This window comes from Microbacterium sp. GW821-FHT01D02 (genome assembly GCF_059422585.1).
The window spans coordinates 961057-977180 of record NZ_JBWKXB010000002.1; the positions used below are offsets into that span (position 1 = coordinate 961057).

At 70.7% G+C, this 16124-nt stretch carries 14 protein-coding genes and 1 rRNA gene; 6 read left to right on the forward strand and 9 right to left on the reverse strand.

The window, feature by feature from the left end; translation table 11 throughout:
* Positions 1-17 precede the first annotated feature (17 nt).
* From panB to AC07VM_RS13400, 4 genes are all read right to left on the reverse strand, one after another.
* Positions 18-887 (reverse strand): 3-methyl-2-oxobutanoate hydroxymethyltransferase, encoded by an 870-nt coding sequence (panB, locus tag AC07VM_RS13385; protein WP_494911674.1) that lies wholly within the window; start codon positions 885-887, stop codon positions 18-20.
* Positions 884-1768 carry a pantoate--beta-alanine ligase gene (panC, locus tag AC07VM_RS13390; RefSeq protein ID WP_494911675.1) on the reverse strand — a complete coding sequence of 295 codons (885 nt, stop codon included), beginning with the start codon at positions 1766-1768 and terminating at the stop codon, positions 884-886. The genes panB and panC overlap by 4 nt, the downstream gene beginning before the upstream one ends.
* Positions 1765-2565 carry a DUF2520 domain-containing protein gene (locus AC07VM_RS13395; protein WP_494911676.1) on the reverse strand — a complete coding sequence of 267 codons (801 nt, stop codon included), beginning with the start codon at positions 2563-2565 and terminating at the stop codon, positions 1765-1767. Before AC07VM_RS13395 ends, panC begins: the two co-directional genes overlap by 4 nt.
* A 165-nt stretch (positions 2566-2730) precedes the next feature.
* Complete coding sequence (locus AC07VM_RS13400; RefSeq protein ID WP_494911677.1) at positions 2731-3036, reverse strand: ArsR/SmtB family transcription factor; 306 nt, start codon at positions 3034-3036, stop codon at positions 2731-2733.
* Positions 3037-3118: 82 nt separating this feature from the next.
* On the opposite strand from AC07VM_RS13400, the gene AC07VM_RS13405 reads away from it, so the two are divergent.
* Positions 3119-4348 carry an MFS transporter gene (locus AC07VM_RS13405; protein WP_494911679.1) on the forward strand — a complete coding sequence of 410 codons (1230 nt, stop codon included), beginning with the start codon at positions 3119-3121 and terminating at the stop codon, positions 4346-4348.
* A gap of 35 nt (positions 4349-4383) precedes the next feature.
* On the opposite strand, the gene AC07VM_RS13410 is transcribed toward AC07VM_RS13405, so the two are convergent.
* Positions 4384-5388 carry a LacI family DNA-binding transcriptional regulator gene (locus AC07VM_RS13410; protein WP_494911680.1) on the reverse strand — a complete coding sequence of 335 codons (1005 nt, stop codon included), beginning with the start codon at positions 5386-5388 and terminating at the stop codon, positions 4384-4386.
* Positions 5389-5537: 149 nt separating this feature from the next.
* Here AC07VM_RS13410 and AC07VM_RS13415 point away from each other — a divergent pair, with 149 nt between their 5' ends.
* The 4 genes from AC07VM_RS13415 to AC07VM_RS13430 are packed head-to-tail and all read left to right on the forward strand — an operon-like array spanning position 5538 to position 10589.
* Positions 5538-6788 carry a sugar ABC transporter substrate-binding protein gene (locus AC07VM_RS13415; RefSeq protein ID WP_494911681.1) on the forward strand — a complete coding sequence of 417 codons (1251 nt, stop codon included), beginning with the start codon at positions 5538-5540 and terminating at the stop codon, positions 6786-6788.
* Positions 6789-6790: 2 nt separating this feature from the next.
* Positions 6791-7888, forward strand: coding sequence for a carbohydrate ABC transporter permease (locus AC07VM_RS13420; protein ID WP_494911682.1), 1098 nt, complete (start codon positions 6791-6793; stop codon positions 7886-7888).
* On the forward strand, positions 7885-8727 hold the full coding sequence (locus AC07VM_RS13425) for a carbohydrate ABC transporter permease (RefSeq protein ID WP_267416877.1): 843 nt from the start codon (positions 7885-7887) through the stop codon (positions 8725-8727). The genes AC07VM_RS13420 and AC07VM_RS13425 overlap by 4 nt, the downstream gene beginning before the upstream one ends.
* Positions 8724-10589 carry a glycogen debranching N-terminal domain-containing protein gene (locus AC07VM_RS13430; RefSeq protein ID WP_494911684.1) on the forward strand — a complete coding sequence of 622 codons (1866 nt, stop codon included), beginning with the start codon at positions 8724-8726 and terminating at the stop codon, positions 10587-10589. The genes AC07VM_RS13425 and AC07VM_RS13430 overlap by 4 nt, the downstream gene beginning before the upstream one ends.
* A gap of 34 nt (positions 10590-10623) precedes the next feature.
* On the opposite strand, the gene hutI is transcribed toward AC07VM_RS13430, so the two are convergent.
* The 3 genes from hutI to hutH are packed head-to-tail and all read right to left on the reverse strand — an operon-like array spanning position 10624 to position 15106.
* Complete coding sequence (hutI, locus tag AC07VM_RS13435; RefSeq protein ID WP_494911685.1) at positions 10624-11820, reverse strand: imidazolonepropionase; 1197 nt, start codon at positions 11818-11820, stop codon at positions 10624-10626.
* Positions 11821-11832: 12 nt separating this feature from the next.
* Positions 11833-13572 carry a urocanate hydratase gene (gene hutU / locus AC07VM_RS13440; RefSeq protein ID WP_494911686.1) on the reverse strand — a complete coding sequence of 580 codons (1740 nt, stop codon included), beginning with the start codon at positions 13570-13572 and terminating at the stop codon, positions 11833-11835.
* The gene (gene hutH / locus AC07VM_RS13445; RefSeq protein WP_494911687.1) at positions 13565-15106 is read right to left on the reverse strand and encodes a histidine ammonia-lyase; all 1542 of its coding nucleotides are present in this window, start codon (positions 15104-15106) and stop codon (positions 13565-13567) included. The genes hutU and hutH overlap by 8 nt, the downstream gene beginning before the upstream one ends.
* Positions 15107-15158: 52 nt before the next feature.
* On the opposite strand from hutH, the gene AC07VM_RS13450 reads away from it, so the two are divergent.
* On the forward strand, positions 15159-15932 hold the full coding sequence (locus AC07VM_RS13450) for an IclR family transcriptional regulator (protein ID WP_416383330.1): 774 nt from the start codon (positions 15159-15161) through the stop codon (positions 15930-15932).
* 123 nt (positions 15933-16055) lie between these two features.
* On the opposite strand, the gene rrf is transcribed toward AC07VM_RS13450, so the two are convergent.
* A 5S ribosomal RNA gene (gene rrf / locus AC07VM_RS13455) occupies positions 16056-16124 on the reverse strand; the annotation flags it as partial.

Consider the following 16124-nt stretch of genomic DNA (forward strand, 5'->3'; position numbering starts at 1 on the left):
GGAGATCTCACCGCACCTCACCGCCGCGCCAGCAGCTCCCGCAACCGCGCAGCCTCCCCCGCGGCCATCGCATACCCGTGCTGAGCCGCGGGATACGCTCGCTCGCGCACTTCCGCGGCATACGCTTCGACACCCGTGATCGCGGCACGGCGCAGCTCGGCGTAGCGCTTGACGAACTTGGCTGCACCACCGTCGTACAGGCCGAGCAGGTCGTGGAACACGAGCACCTGCCCGTCGGCATCTGCGCCGGCACCGATGCCGATCATGGGGATGTCGAGGAGCGGCGCGAGCGCGGCGGTCACCTCCGACGGCACGGCCTCGATCACAAGCATCGAGCACCCGGCCGCCTGCAGCGCGAGGGCGTCGTCGATCACGGCGAGGGCGGCCTCGGCGTTGCGGCCCTGTGCTCGATAGCCCCCGAGCGCCGTGGCGGTCTGCGGGGTGAGGCCGACGTGCCCCACGACGGGGATGCCCGCCTGCACGAGCGCCCGGGCGCGGTCGACGGTCGTGCCGCCGCGCTCGATCTTCACGAGGTCGCAGCCCGCCTCCTTGATGAAGCGCTGCGCGGTGGCGATGGCGAGCGCGTCCGAGGCCTCGTACGACCCGAAGGGCAGGTCGCCCACGAGCAGCGGAGCCGACAGCCCGCGGCGCACGGCCTTCGTCAGCATGAGCATCTCGTCGACCGTGACCGGTACCGTGCTCTCATAGCCGAGGACGGTCATCGCGGCGGAGTCGCCGACGAGCACCACGTCCACCCCCGCCGCCTCGACGATCTGCGCGCTCGGGTGGTCATAGGCGGTGACCATGACGATGGGCTCGCGAGCCTGCTTCAGCGCGGCGAGGCCGGCCAGCGTGACGCGCTTACGAGGAGCGGTGTGAGCGCTCATGCGCTGGCCTCCGTATCGGTGGGGGTCGGGGCGTCGGCGACGCGCAGGAGGTGGTTGTCGATCAGTCGGGCGGCCCCCACGTGTGCCGCGACGGCGAGCAGCGCATCCCGATCGACACGGGCGAAGGGACGCAGCGTCTCGGCATCACGGAGTTCGAGGTATTCGGGATCGATCGCCGCGTCGCCGAGCACGTCGCGCGCGGCGGAGAGGATGCTTCCGGCGTCGCGATCCCCCGCCTCGAAGGCCGCCGCCCCGGCGTCGAGAGCACGGTTGAGCGCGGTCGCCTGCGCGCGGGCGGCAGGGTCGAGGTAGACGTTGCGCGAGCTCATGGCGAGCCCGTCGGCCTCCCGCACGATCGGGCAGGGGACGATGCGCACATCGAGGTCGAGGTCGCTCACGACGCGGCGCACCACCAGGATCTGCTGCGCATCCTTCTGCCCGAAGTACGCGGTGTCCGGTCGGACGATCCCGAACATCTTCGTGACGACGGTGGCCACGCCGTCGAAGTGGTGCGCGCCCCGGCTCGCGCCGTCGAGCACGTCGGTGAGGCCCGCGACGTGGACGTTCGTCGCGAACCCGTCCGGGTAGATCTCCGACGGCTCCGGGGCGAACAGGATGTCGACGCCCTCGGCCTCGGCGAGCGCCGCATCGCGGGCCTCGTCGCGAGGGTATGCACTGAGGTCTTCGTTCGCGCCGAACTGGGTCGGGTTGACGAAGAGCGAGACCACGACGAGGTCGGATGCCGCACGCGCCGCGCGCATGAGGGAGAGGTGGCCGTCGTGGAACGCGCCCATCGTGGGGACGAGGCCCACCGTCCCGCCGGCGCTGCGGGCGTCGCGCACCGCGGCTCGGACGTCTGCGATCGTGCGGAGGATCCTCATGCCGGTCGCTCCTTCTTCTCCGCGGACGCGCCGGAGCCCTCTGCGGCAGGAGTGCCCTCATCCGCCGAGCGCGCCGCGATCTCCCGGGTGGCGGTCGCGAGCGCGTCGAACAGCACGTCGAGATCGATCTCGCGGGCCGCCTCCCGCTGTCGCGCGACCGTCTCCTCATCACCGCGCGCGATGGGACCGGTGAGGACGGATGCCGCGCCGCTCGCCGACCAGTTCTCCACGGTCTGCCGGATGAGCGGGGCCAGCCGCTCGCGCGCGTCGGTGCTCGGGATGCCCGCGGCCGAAGCGAGCCGCTCCGCCGCATCCAGCACGGTGAGCGTGAAGTTCGAGGCGAAGGACGCCGCGGCGTGATAGCTCGCCCGGTGCGCGTCGTCGATGCGGAACGGCTCGGCTCCGACCGCTCGCGCGAGCTGCTCCGCCAGGAGGAGGGCGTCGTCGGTGCGGCCGTCGACCGCGGCGCCGATGCCCTGGAACACGTCCGGCGTCTCCGTACCGGTGAAGGTCTGCAGTGGGTGGAGGCTGAAGTCGACGTGGGTGAGCGGGGTGGCACCGGAGACGTGACCGACGAGACGGGCGTGCGGTCGGGCGACGAAGGCCACGGCGGCGATCGCAGTGTCGGGGACGCAGAGCAGCGCGATGTCGACGGTCGGCATCGACTGATCGCGCCGGAGCGGTCCGAGCACATCGAACCCCACCCCTCGGAGGGTCCGCGCGAGCACGCGGCCGAGACGACCGGCGCCGACGATGGCGATGGTCGTACCTGGCGCGAGCGAAGAGGCGGGCTGCATGTCGATTCCCCGGGCCGGATGGGGGCGGCGCGGATGCCAGAAGTATCCGCCCCTCACGGTATCCGCGACAAATCCCAGAGCGATGCGACAAGCAGGAGGAACTGAACTACAAGGAAATGTTCAGCAAGGACGACGATCTCTTGTCAGATCGATCTCGCCCGATGATCAGCCGCGCAGCACCGAATCCAGCAGCCCGGGGAAGAGCGCGTCCAGATCCTCGCGCCGCAGCGTCAGCATCCGTCGGCGGCCGTGGGGCTCGTTGCGGATGACGCCGGCCTCGCGCAGCACCTTCATGAAGTGCGACTTGGTCGACTTCGGCAGGTTCGGATCGGTGGCGTGGCAGGCGGCCATGTCGAGCGGGCCGTCGGCGAGCTGGCGCGTGATGGCGAGGCGCTCGGGGTCGCTGAGCGCGAAGAGCACGTCCGTGAGCTGGATCTCGGAGCGCTCCGGGTGAGGAAGATCGCCGGGCATGGTTCGAGAATAGTTGAACAATCGACGAATGGCGAGTACGCTCCGATAGTTCGATGATTCTCGAACTCTATGAGGAGTCGCCATGACCACCACCGAGCCGATCGTCCGCCCGTCGGTCGTCGAACGCGCTTCGTCCGGCGCCGCGCCGCGCACCCGGTTCGGGTTCGCGCTGGCGATCGTCGCGCAGATCCTGATGATGGTCGGGGCGAGCGCGCCGTCGCCGTTCTACCCGGTGCTCGCGCAGGACATCGGCTTCGATGCGATCGTGATCAGCGCCGTGTTCGCGGTCTATGCCGTCGCCCTGCTGCTCACGCTCCTCACGGCGGGCTCCCTCTCGGACCACGTCGGCCGGCGTCCGGTCGTGATCGCCGGGCTCCTGCTGCTGGCGGGGAGCATGTTCCTGTTCTGGCACGCGGATGCCGTGGCGATGCTGTTCCTCGCCCGCATCCTCCAGGGCATCGCGAGCGGTCTGCTCATCTCGGCACTGTCGGCGACCGTGCTCGACTTCGCCCCGGGCGGCCGTGCGGGGGTCGCGGCCCTGTGGAACGCGCTCAGCCCGGGGATCGGGCTCGCGCTCGGGGCGCTCGTCTCGGGCGTGATGCTCGACGTCAGCGGCGAGGCCCTGCTCGACGTGTTCGCCCCGCTGAGCTCGGCGTACATCGTGCTCGCGGCGCTGTTCTTCCTCATCCCCGAGACCGCTCCGCGCAAGCCCGGGGTCTGGGCGTCGCTGAGCTTCCGCCTGTCGATCCCGTCCGCGATCCGGGCCGACTTCTGGCGGGGTGCACCGGCCGTGATCGCGGGGTGGGCGACGGGCGGACTGTTCCTGTCCCTCGGCGCCAACATCGTGCGCGGTGAGCTCGGCGGCGAGGCGCACGTGTGGCAGGGGCTCGGCGTCGTGCTGCTCGCGGGTGTCGGAGCCGTGACCGCGTTCCTGCTGCGGAAGATCGCGGCGCGGTCGATGGTGCTGTTCGGCACGTCGGCGCTGGCCGTCGGGACCCTGCTGTCGCTGATCGCGCTCGGCCTCGGCTCGCTGCCGTTCTACCTCGTCGCCGCCGCCGTGACCGGCATGGGATTCGGCACCGCGTTCTCGGGAGTGGTGGCATCGCTGGCGCCGCGCATCCCGGCGACCCAGCGGGCCGACACCTTCGCGGTGATCTACCTGCTGGCGTACCTGGCGTTCGGGGTGCCGGCCGTCGTCGCCGGAGCGCTGGTCGGGGTGGTCGGACTCGAAGCCGTGTGCGTCGGATACGGCATCGTCGTGATCGCGCTCGCCGGGATCGCCTTCGGCCTGCGGATGCGGCGCGCGGCGTAGGAGGGGCACCGGTCGGCACGGCGCTCTTCGGCGCCTCAGCGCACGACCAGCTCCGGGGTGATCAGGGCATGTGCGGAGCCTGCCTGCAGGGTGCGCGGGGCGACGATCTCGCCCGTCGGACCCATCAGGAGCTCGAGGATCGCCGTCGCCACATCCTCCGGGCGCTGCTCGACGCTGGAGAACCCCAGGGCCTCCGCCGTCGGGGTGTTGTCGAAGCCGATCACCGGGAGCGTGAGCCCGGCGGCCGCGACGGACAGCAGAGCGCCGACGGCGAGCGAGTCACTGGCGCAGACGACCGCATCCGGAGCCGGTCCCGCGGCGAGCGCGGCATCCATGCAGGCCCGTGCGAGCCGCACGCCCTCCTCCGCCGTCAGCCGGAGACCCGGCGCACCGGCCGCCTCCATCGCCTCCCGCCAGCCGCGCTCCCGGTCGTCTCCTGTTCCGGAGCCGGACGGCCAGCCGAGGAAGGCCACGCGTCTGCCGTGGGTGAGCGCGTGCGCGGTGGCCGCGCGCGTGCCCGCGGCTCCGTCGACGTCGACCCAGAGATGCCGCGGGTCGGCGATGTCGTCCTCACCCCAGGGGCGGCCGAACGAGATGAACGGCAGCCCGTCCTGGTCGAGGCTGCGCACGCGGGGGTCGTCCCGCGAGGTGCCGGTGATGATGGCCGCGTCGATCTCCGAGCCCTCCCAGAGCTCGGACAGCCGCGTGATCTCCTCCTCGCGTGTGCGGGCGGAGTAGACGAGCATGCGCATCCCGCGCTCGCTGGCGCGCTCGGTGATCGCGTGCACGAAGCGGTCGAGGACGACACCCGAGATCCCGCCGACGTAGGGGTCGAGGCGGATGCCGATCGTGGAGCTGCGGCGCAGTCGCAGCTGTCGCGCGGCCGCATGGCGCCGGTAGCCCAGTTCGGTGATCGCGGTGAGCACCCGCTCCCTGGTCGCCGGCCGCACGATGTCGGGGGTGTTCAGCACGTTCGAGACGGTCTGGCGCGAGACTCCCGCGCGCTCCGCGACGTCTTCGACGGTCGGGGCCTTCGCCATCACACCTCCTCGCTCCCGGCCGGGCTTGACAGTCCCGAACCTCGCGCCTAGCCTATTCCACGCAGAGTTTGATCGTTCAAATTCCTGCCACACCCTCGCGGGAAGCCCCCTCGGCCATCGCCGCAGCACCTCATCAAAGGAGAGAGACCATGACCCGGCACACGACTCGCGCAGTCCTCGGCACCGGAGCCGTCCTGCTCGCCAGCACGCTCGTCCTCACGGGGTGCGGCTCCGGCTTCGCCGGCGACGAGGACAAGCCGGATGCGGAAGGGCTCACCTCCTCCGACGACGCGCTCACGGTCCTGATCGGCTCCTCGGGCGACGCGGAGACGGCCGCCGTGCAGTCCGCGGTCGACGCCTGGTCCGCCGACTCCGGCACCAAGGTCACCGTCCAGGTCGCCAGCAACCTCGACCAGGAGCTCTCGCAGGGCTTCGCGGCCGGAGCGCCCGCCGACCTCTTCTACCTGTCCACCGACCAGGCGGCGGGGTACGCCGCCAAGGGCTCGCTGAAGGCCTACGGGGATCAGCTCGAGAACAAGGACGACTTCTACCCCTCGCTCGTCGAGAACTTCACCGTCGACGGCACGTTCTACTGCGCGCCCAAGGACTTCTCCACCCTCGCCCTCATCATCAACTCGAAGATGTGGGCCGACGCCGGCCTGACGGACGCCGACCTGCCGAAGAGCTGGGACGACCTCGCCGCCGTCGCGAAGAAGCTCACGACGGCCGACCACGTCGGCCTGGCGTTCGGCGCGGAGTACCAGCGCGTCGGCGTGTTCATGGCGCAGGCGGGAGGCGGCCTCGTCAGCGACGGCAAGGTCATCGCCGACGACCCCGCCAACGTCGAAGCACTCGACTACGTGAAGAGCCACCTCGCCGACGGCACGTTCGCGTTCGCGAAGGACGTCGGCGCCGGCTGGGGCGGCGAAGCCCTCGGCAAGCAGTCCGCCGCGATGGTGATCGAGGGCAACTGGATCACCGGCGCCATGGCGAACGACTTCGGCAGTGTCGACTACACCGTCGCCGAGCTCCCCGAGGGCCCCGGCGGCAAGGGCACCCTGCAGTTCACGAACTGCTGGGGCATGGCCGCCGACAGCCCCAACCAGAAGGCCGCCCTCGACCTCGTCCAGTCGCTGACGAGCGTCGACAGCCAGCTCGCGTTCTCCCAGGCGTTCGGCCCCATGCCGTCCGTCAAGTCCGCCGCTGACGACTGGACCTCCGCGAACGCGGCTCTCGAGCCGTTCCTCGCCGGAGCCGACTACGCCCAGTTCCCGCCGAACCAGGCCGGATCCGCAGACGTGATCGCCGACTTCAACTCGCAGCTCGAGTCGCTGAAGAGCACCGACCCGAAGCAGATCCTCGACTCCGTCCAGTCGAACCTCGAAGCGGTCGTCAAGTAACCATGGCGGTCAAGGCAACGCCTCGCCGCGGTGGGGCCTCCGGGCTCCGCCGCGGCGAGGCGGCAGCCGGATGGCTGTTCACCGCGCCGGTGATCGTGATCCTCGGCGTCTTCCTCCTCATCCCCGTCCTGATGGCGCTCTGGGTGAGCGTCTCGGACTGGGGAGGGCGCGGGAGCCCCCTCTCCGGCTCGGTGTCGTTCGTCGGAGCGGACAACTTCTCCGCCGTCCTCACCGACGGCGGTCTCGCGACGAAGGACTTCGGCACCGCGCTGCGCAACAACGCCTGGTACGTGCTGCTCGTCGTGCCTCTGCAGACGGCCTTGGCCCTGTTCCTGGCCGTTCTCGTGAACCGCGCCATGCTCCGCGGCCGCGGATTCTTCCGCACCGCCTACTACTTCCCCTCGGTGACCAGCACCGTCGCGATCACCGTGCTGTGGATGTTCCTCTTCACCTCGAGCGGCGCCGTCAACGACGTGCTCTCCTGGTTCGGCATCAACGGCCCGAACTGGTTCAACGACCCCCGCGGCATCCTGCACCTCGCCCTCAGCACGGTCGGCGCCGACGCCGGCCCCGCAGCCCTCACGCAGGGTGGAGCGCTGGGCGTCTCCTGGTGGGATTGGCTCGCCGGACCGTCGGTCGCGATGAGCGCCTACATCATGATGGCCGTCTTCACCACGTCCGGCACGTTCATGCTCATCTTCCTCGCCGGTCTGCAGAACCTCGGCGCCGACGTCGACGAGGCCGCCATGATGGACGGCGCGACGGGCTGGCAGCGGTTCTGGCGCATCACCCTCCCGCAGCTGCGCCCGACCCTGTTCACCGTGCTCACACTCGGCCTCATCGGCTGCTGGCAGGTGTTCGACCAGATCTACACCGGAACTCGGGGAGCGCCGAGCAAGACCACGCTCACCCCCGCCTACCTGTCCTACCAGACCGCGTTCCAGAACCAGGAGTGGGGTCAGGGCGCGGCGATCGCGTTCATCCTCTTCGTCATCATCGTCATCCTCACGCTCGTGCAGCGCTGGGTGCTGCGTGATCGCCCGGTCTCGAAGCGCCGAATCCGCGCGTACCAGTCGCCGTCGAAGGGAGCCTCGTCATGAGGCGGCTCTCCCGCAAGCAGCTGACCTGGCAGGTGCTGCTCTACGCCCTGCTGATCGTCCTCGCGATCATCTACATCTACCCGTTCCTCATCCAGGTCGCGACGAGCTTCAAGACCGACGAGGATGCCGCGACCAGCGGGATCACGCTCATCCCGGATGTGTGGACGTTCGCGGCGTACGAGCGCCTGTTCCGGAACTCCGACTTCCCCTCGTGGTTCGTGAACAGCGCGATCGTGACGGTCTTCGTCACGGCCGGCCGCGTGTTCTTCAACTCGCTCGCCGGCTACGCGCTCGCCCGGCTCCGGTTCCGCGGTCGCGGTGTCGTCTTCGCCGCGCTCGTCGCCGTGATGTCGGTGCCGACCGTGGTGCTGCTGATCCCCAAGTTCCTCGTGATCAACCAGCTCGGCATCTTCAACTCCTACGCCGGGATGATCCTGCCGCTGCTCGTCGACGCGGCCGGGGTGTTCATCATGAAGAACTTCTTCGAGTCGATCCCCGAATCGGTGGAGGAGCAGGCTCGGATCGACGGCGCCGGCACCTTCCGGCTGTTCTGGTCCGTGGTGCTGCCGATGGCCACGCCGGCGCTGGTGACCATCGTGATCCTGTCGTTCCAGGGCTCCTGGAACGAGCTCAGCCACTTCATCGTCTCGACCAACGACCCCGCGCTGACGACCCTGACCAAGGGCGTCGCCTCGCTGGCCAGCGGTGGCCTCAGCCAGGGCACCCAGTACCCCCTCAAGCTGGCGGCCGCGCTCATCATGACGATCCCCGTCGCCGTGATGTTCTTCATCTTCCAGCGCCGCATCATGAATTCCACAGAAGGAGCCGTCAAGGAATGACCCCCACCCCTCCCCTCCAGCCGCTGCTGGCCGACGCCGTGATCGCGTTCGACGCACCGACCCAGGTGTGGGCGGACGATGCCGGACGCATGGGCACCGCACCGATCCACGGGATCTACCACGGTGACGTCCGACAGATCCGCGCCGTGGAGATGCTCGTCGACGGGTCGTCCTTGGAATCGATCGCGTGCTCGTCGCCGACGCCGCAGCGGGTGATCCTCACCGACGTGCTCCGCGGCCTCGACGACGAGTCGGCCGATCCGAAGGTGCGCCTGGACCGTGAGCGCGTGGTCGCCCCCGGCGCGTTCTCCGAGCGGATCCTGCTCGCCCGCCACCTCGGAAGTCCGGCGCGCATCGCCCTGACCGTGCACCTCACTCCCGACTTCGCTCCCATGCAGCTGGTGAAGGCCGGGATGAGCGCGGAGACGGTCTGGGAGTGGGACGGCACCACCTGCCGCGCCGGGGAGGCCGCCTTCACGCTCACCGCCCCGGGCGCGTCCGTGTCGTCCGACGGGGACCGGCTCACCCTGCGATGGGACGTCGAGGTGGCGCCGCACGGCGCGGCCTCCGTCGACTGGTCGCTCGTGCTCACCGACCCCACCCTCGTGGTCACCTCCCCGGCGGCTCCCGTGGCCGAGGAGCTCGAAGCTCCCGCCGATCCGCGGGCGGCGCGCTGGCTCCAGCAGGCGACGGCCGACCTCGCCGCCCTCCGCCTCGCGATCCCGGACCACCCCGACGACGCGTTCTACGCGGCGGGCGCTCCGTGGTTCTTCACCCTGTTCGGCCGCGACTCGATCTGGGCGGCGCGTCTCGCGCTGGACGTGGATCCCCGCATCGCCGTCTCCACCCTGCGCGTACTGGCTCGCCTCCAGGGCACGAAGCACGACGCCACCACCGCCGAGGCTCCGGGCAAGATCCCGCACGAGCTGCGCAGCGGAGCCCTGTCCCTCCCGAACGAGGGCGTGCACCTGCCGCCGCTGTACTACGGCACGGTCGACGCGACGCCGCTCTGGGTCTGCCTCCTCGCCGACGTGCACGACGCCGCTCTCTCGACCGACGAGCTGCGCGAGTTCCTCCCCGCGCTCCGTGCGGCCCTGAACTGGATGACCGAGCACGGCGACGCCTCGGGCAGCGGGTTCATCGACTACGCGGACGAGTCCGGACACGGCCTCGCCAATCAGGGCTGGAAGGACTCCGGCGACTCGATCCAGTGGCGCGACGGACATCTCGCCGACGGCCCGATCGCGCTGAGCGAGGTGCAGGCCTACGCGTATGAGGCCGCCGTCCGCGGCGCGGCTCTGCTCGACGCCCTCGACGAGCCCGGTGCCGACGAGCTGCGCACGTGGGCCGCCGACCTGCGCGCGCGCTTCCGCGACGCGTTCTGGGTGACGACGACGGAGGGGCACTACCCCGCGATCGCCCTCGACGCCCATGGTGCCGCGGTCGACACGCTCACCAGCAACATCGGGCATCTCCTCGGCACCGGCATCCTCGACGCCGAGGAGGAGCGCGCGTGCGCCGAGCTCCTCACGGCGGACAGCATGTCGAGCGGCTACGGCATCCGCACCATGTCCACCGGCGCCGCGGGCTACTGGCCGCTGAGCTATCACGGCGGGAGCGTCTGGACGCATGACACCGCCATCGCCGTGCACGGCATGCTGCGGGCCGGTCTCGTGGACGACGCACAGGCGATCGCCGGGCAGCTGCTCGACGTGGCCGAGGGCTTCCACTACCGCGTCCCCGAACTGCACTCCGGCGACACCCGCATCCCGGGCGGACGCCCCGTGCCGTATCCCGCTGCTTGCCGCCCGCAGGCCTGGTCGGCGGCTGCGGCGGTGGTGACCGCGCAGGCTCTCGCCTGATTCGGGCGCACCCACCTGGAGGGCGGTGTCGTGGTCAGCCGACCGCGGCACCGTCTTTCCATACCCGCCGCACGAGCGGGACTCCCGGCCGATACGCGAGATGGATGCGCGTCGGCGCCTCCAGCAGCACGAGGTCGGCCCGGGCCCCGGGCGCGATCACGCCCACGTCGTCGCGTCGCAGCGCCTTCGCCCCACCGGCGGTCGCCGCCCACACGGCTTCGGCCGGGGTCATCCCCATGTCGCGCACGGCGACCGCGATGCAGAACGGCATCGACGAGGTGAAGCTCGACCCCGGGTTCGTGTCGCACGCCAGGGCCACGGTCACGCCCGCATCGATCAGGCGACGAGCGTCCGGATACGGCTGCCGCGTCGAGAACTCGACACCGGGCAGCAGGGTGAGCACGGTGTCGGAGCCGGCGAGCGCGTCGATGTCGGCATCCGTCAGGTACGTGCCGTGGTCGATGGATGCCGCGCCGAGCTCGACCGCCAGACGCACGCCCTCGCCCGGGCCGAGCTGGCTGGCGTGCACGCGGGGGACGAGTCCGCGTGCGATGCCGGCCTCCAGCACTCGACGTGACTGGGCGACCGTGAAGGCACCGGTCTCGCAGAACACGTCGATCCACTTCGCGTGCGGAGCGCAGGCGTCGAGCATGGGCCCGGCGACCAGGTCGACGTACTCGTCCGGACGGTCGGCGTACTCGGCGGGGACCACGTGCGCGCCGAGGAACGTCACCTCGGGTGTGACCTCGGCGGCCAGACGCACCAGGCGCTCCTCGTCGGTGACGCTCAGCCCGTAGCCGCTCTTGATCTCGACGGTCGTGGTGCCCTGCGCGAGCATCTCGTCGAGGAAGCCGCGCAGTCGTGCGCGCAGTTCGTCGTCGCTCGCCGCCCGGGTCGCGGCGACGGTGGAGCGGATGCCGCCCGCGGCGTACTTCTGCCCCGCCATGCGCGCCTCGAACTCGGCGGCACGGTCGCCCGCGAAGACGAGGTGGCTGTGGCTGTCGACGAACCCGGGGATCACGGCGCGGCCGCCGGCGTCCACGACTTCGAGTGGCTCGTCCGTCGAGCGAGCGGGGCGAGACGAAACGCCTGCAGCATCCGCGGAGCTCCCGACCCAGGCGATCCGTCCGTCCTCGATCAGCACGGCCGCGTCCAGCACGGTTCCGGTCCGGTTACCGTCGACGGCGACGTTGGTGGTCAGTTCCGCGATGTTCGTGATCAGCGTTGCCATGTCCTGAGCCTCTCAGAGCATCGGCACCTTGAGGCCGCGCTCGCGGGCGACCTCGCGGGCGTGCTCGTATCCGGCGTCGACGTGACGCATCACGCCGGTACCCGGGTCGTTGGTCAGCACACGCTCCAGCTTCTCCGCTGCGAGGGCACTGCCGTCGGCGACGGTGACCTGCCCGGCGTGGATCGAGCGACCGATGCCGACGCCGCCGCCGTGGTGCAGCGACACCCAGGACGCGCCGGAGGCCGTGTTCAGCAGGGCGTTCAGCAGGGGCCAGTCGGCGATCGCGTCGGAGCCGTCCTTCATCGCCTCGGTCTCCCGGTAGGGCGAGGCCACGGAGCCGGAGTCGAGGTGGTCGCGACCGATCACGATCGGGGCCGAGAGCTCTCCCGAGGCGACCATCTCGTTGAACTTCAGGCCGGCGAGGTGCCGCTCCTTGTAGCCGAGCCAGCAGATGCGGGCGGGCAGCCCCTCGAAGTGCACCTTGTCGGCGGCCTTCTCCAGCCAGCGGTGCAGCGCCGCGTCTTCGGGGAAGAGCTCGGCGATGGCGCGGTCGGTCTTGTAGATGTCCTCGGGGTCGCCGGAGAGCGCCGCCCAGCGGAACGGTCCGCGTCCCTCTTCGAACTGCGGACGGATGTACGCCGGCACGAACCCGGGGAACGCGAATGCCCGGTCGAAGCCGCCCAGCTGTGCTTCGGCGCGGATGGAGTTGCCGTAGTCGAACACCGCAGCCCCGGCATCCTGGAACGCCACCATCGCCGCCACGTGCGCGGCCATCGACTCGCGCGAGCGCCGTGTGAAGTCCTCGGGGTCGCGCTCGGCCTCGGCCTTCCAGTCGGCGACCGCGGTGCCGAGCGGGAGATAGGCGAGCGGGTCGTGGGCGCTGGTCTGGTCGGTGACGATGTCGATCGGGACGCCACGGCGGAGCAGCTCGGGGAAGACCTCGGCCGCGTTGCCGACGACGCCGACCGAGAGGGCCTCGCCCGCATCCTTCGCCGCGAGCACGCGGGCGACGGCGGCGTCGAAGTCGGTCGTGTACTCGTCGAGGTAGCCGTGCTCCACGCGCCGGGTGAGTCGCGACTCGTCGACGTCGACGATCAGCACCACCCCGTCGTTCATGGTCACCGCGAGCGGCTGAGCGCCGCCCATCCCGCCGGCTCCACCGGTGAGGGTGAGGGTGCCGCGCAGCGAATCGCGGCCGAGCGAGCGGGCGACGGCGGCGAACGTCTCGTACGTTCCCTGCAGGATGCCCTGGGTGCCGATGTAGATCCAGGAACCGGCGGTCATCTGCCCGTACATGATGAGGCCGAGCTCTTCGAGCTTGCGGAACTCCGGCCAGGTCGCCCAGTCCCCCACCAGGTTGGAGTTGGCGATGAGCACCCGCGGCGCCCACTCGTGCGTGCGGAAGACGCCGACCGGCTTGCCCGACTGCACCAGCAGGGTCTCATCCGGCTCGAGTTCGTCGAGGGTCCGCACGATCGCGTCGTACGCCTCCCAGCTGCGGGCCGCCTTGCCGGTTCCGCCGTAGACGACCAGGTCTTCGGGGTGCTCGGCGACCTCGGGGTCGAGGTTGTTCATCAGCATCCGCTTCGCGGCTTCGGCACCCCAGCTCTTGGCCGTGCGCTGGTTGCCGCGGTCGGCCCGGACGACGCGCGGTCCGGACGGCGTCGTGCCGGATACAGCGGTGTCGGATGCTGCGGTGCCGGATGCTGCGGTGCCGGATGCGGCGGTGTCGGATGCGGTGGACTCAGCCATGAGCGTGCTCCTTTGCGATGCGGGCGACGTCGCCCGACTGGACGAGGGCGGTGACGGCTTCCATCTCCGGGGAGAGGAAGCGATCGGGGCCGGGGCCGGCCGCGACGGTGCGGACCAAGTCGCGCACGGCTCCGGTCGCGGGCCCGGCCTGCAGCGGAGCGCGCAGGTCGAGGGCGCGAGCGCCGGTGAGGATCTCGATCGCGAGCACCCGGCCGAGGCCGTCGATCGCGCGACGCAGCTTGCGGGCGGCGGCCCATCCCATCGACACGTGATCCTCCTGCATGGCAGACGACGGGATCGAGTCGACGGATGCCGGCACCGCGAGGCGCTTGAGCTCGGAGACGATCCCGGCGGCCGCGTACTGCGCGATCATGAGGCCGGAGTCGACGCCGACCTCATCCGCCAAGAACGGCGGGAGTCCGTGGCTGCGGGCCGGATCCAGCGCGCGGTCCGTGCGGCGCTCGGAGACCGAGGCGACGTCGGCGACCGAGATCGCGAGGAAGTCCAGGACCGCCGCGACCGGTGCGCCGTGGAAGTTGCCGTTGGACTCGATGCGGCCGTCGAGCGTGATGACGGGGTTGTCGATCACGCTGGCGAGCTCGCGGCCGGCGATCAGCGCCGCGTGGGCCATCGTGTCGCGGGCGGCGCCGTGCACCTGGGGCGAGCAGCGCAGCGAATAGGCGTCCTGCACGCGTCCGTCATCTGGACCCTTGTGGCTCGCGACCATGGGGGAGTCGCCGAGGAAGGCGCGCAAGTTGGCGGCGGAATCGGCCTGGCCGGTCTGCGCGCGGAGCGCCATCAGGTCGGCCGCGAACACGGCGTCGGTGCCGAGCTGGGACTCGACCGACATCGCCGTGGCGAGGTCGGCGGTGAGCAGGAGGGTCTCGAGGTCATGGAGTGCGAGCACCAGCATGCCGAGCATGCCGTCGGTGCCGTTGATGAGCGCGAGGCCCTCCTTCTCAACGAGGGTGAGCGGCTCGACGCCCGCGGCGGCGAGGGCCGCGGCGGCGGGGAGCAGCGTGCCGGAGGCGTCGCGGACCTCGCCCTCGCCCATGGCAGCCAGGGCGATGTGCGCGAGAGGTGCCAGGTCGCCGGAGCAGCCGAGCGATCCGTACTCGCGGACGACCGGGGTGATGCCCTTGTTGAGCAGGGCGGCGTAGGTCTCGACGACGACCGGGCGCACGCCGGTGCGTCCGGAGGCCAGGGTCTGCAGGCGCAGTAGCTGGAGGCCGCGGACGACCTCGCGCTCGACCTCGGCGCCGGTGCCCGCGGCGTGCGAGCGGATGAGGCTGGCCTGCAGCTGGAGACGGCGGTCGGGGGCGATGAAGGTGGTCGCCAGGGCGCCGAACCCGGTGGAGACACCGTAGTGCGGGTTCGGGTCTGCGGCGAGGCCGTCGATCACGCGACGGGTGTCGGCGACGCGTGCGAGCGCGTCCGCGTCGATCCGCACCGGGGCATCGTGACGGACGACGGCGACGACATCGGCGGGAGACAGCGGGGCCGCTCCGACGAGCACGGGGGCAAGTTCGGTCATGGTTCGATTCCACACCCGACGTCTCGCCACGGACACCCGTTCGTGCGATGCTGTGTCTGTGATCCCAGACAAGCGTGAGAGCTCCCAGGTCCCAGCCGCGGAGAACACCCTGCGCATTCTGAGCTACCTCGCCGGGCGGCCCGCTCCCGTGGCGGCGTCGGCGATCGCGCGCGAGCTCGAGCTCCCGCGGTCCACGGTCTATCACCTGCTCACGACGCTGGCCGCTCACGGCTTCGTCCTTCACCTGCGCGAGGAGAGACGGTGGGGACTCGGCACCTCTGCCTTCGAGCTCGCCGGTGGGTACACACGCCAGCAGCCCCTGGCGCGAAGGGGCCGCCCTCTGGTGGCGGCGCTCTCGGACCGGTTGGGGGAGAGCGCGCACCTCGCGGTGATGAGCGGCGGGGACGTGCTGTACATCGTCGAGGAACGTGCGCCTCGGAGGCCGGCGCTGGTGACGGATGTGGGCGTGCGGCTTCCCGCGCACCTGACGGCCTCGGGACGGGCGATGCTGGCCGCGCTCCCCCGGGAGCAGGTGCGGGCGCTCTATCCGGATGTGTCCGCGTTCCCCGATCGCACGGGACTCGGCCCCCGGACGCCACGCGAATTGCGTGAGCTGCTCCAGGATGTGCGGACGCGAGGATATGCGACGGAGAACAGCGAGATCGCGGATGGCCTGCGCAGTGTGGGCGCCGCGGTTCTCGATGCTGCCGGCTGGCCGGTCGCTGCGGTGGCGGTGACGTGGGGCCGTGGGGATCTGGATGAGGAGCTGATCGCTGCAGCTGTTCAGGAGTGCGCGGCGATGCTCGAGGCGCGCTTGAAGCGCTGAATCGTGCAGCCACGGTCGCGTTAACGCAGAAGAGCCACCCCGCGAGGGATGGCTCTTCTTGCTCTTCTCGAGCACAACGCAAGAAAGCCACCCAGCATTGGGTGGCTTTCTTGTTTAAAAGGAGTCCGGCGGTGTCCTACTCTCCCACAGGGTCCCCCCTGCAGTACCATCGGCGCTGTGAGGCTTAGCTTC

Excerpts from the sequence above, each read along its gene's own strand:
- AC07VM_RS13425 (WP_267416877.1), top strand. The coding sequence starts at position 7,885 with ATGAGGCGGCTCTCCCGCAAGCAGCTGACCTGGCAGGTGCTGCTCTAC.
- AC07VM_RS13410 (WP_494911680.1), bottom strand. The coding sequence starts at position 5,388 with ATGGCGAAGGCCCCGACCGTCGAAGACGTCGCGGAGCGCGCGGGAGTC.
- panB (WP_494911674.1), bottom strand. The coding sequence starts at position 887 with ATGAGCGCTCACACCGCTCCTCGTAAGCGCGTCACGCTGGCCGGCCTC.
- hutH (WP_494911687.1), bottom strand. The coding sequence starts at position 15,106 with ATGACCGAACTTGCCCCCGTGCTCGTCGGAGCGGCCCCGCTGTCTCCC.
- AC07VM_RS13415 (WP_494911681.1), top strand. The coding sequence starts at position 5,538 with ATGACCCGGCACACGACTCGCGCAGTCCTCGGCACCGGAGCCGTCCTG.
- panC (WP_494911675.1), bottom strand. The coding sequence starts at position 1,768 with ATGAGGATCCTCCGCACGATCGCAGACGTCCGAGCCGCGGTGCGCGAC.
- AC07VM_RS13420 (WP_494911682.1), top strand. The coding sequence starts at position 6,791 with ATGGCGGTCAAGGCAACGCCTCGCCGCGGTGGGGCCTCCGGGCTCCGC.
- AC07VM_RS13430 (WP_494911684.1), top strand. The coding sequence starts at position 8,724 with ATGACCCCCACCCCTCCCCTCCAGCCGCTGCTGGCCGACGCCGTGATC.
- AC07VM_RS13405 (WP_494911679.1), top strand. The coding sequence starts at position 3,119 with ATGACCACCACCGAGCCGATCGTCCGCCCGTCGGTCGTCGAACGCGCT.
- AC07VM_RS13400 (WP_494911677.1), bottom strand. The coding sequence starts at position 3,036 with ATGCCCGGCGATCTTCCTCACCCGGAGCGCTCCGAGATCCAGCTCACG.
- hutU (WP_494911686.1), bottom strand. The coding sequence starts at position 13,572 with ATGGCTGAGTCCACCGCATCCGACACCGCCGCATCCGGCACCGCAGCA.
- AC07VM_RS13395 (WP_494911676.1), bottom strand. The coding sequence starts at position 2,565 with ATGCAGCCCGCCTCTTCGCTCGCGCCAGGTACGACCATCGCCATCGTC.
- hutI (WP_494911685.1), bottom strand. The coding sequence starts at position 11,820 with ATGGCAACGCTGATCACGAACATCGCGGAACTGACCACCAACGTCGCC.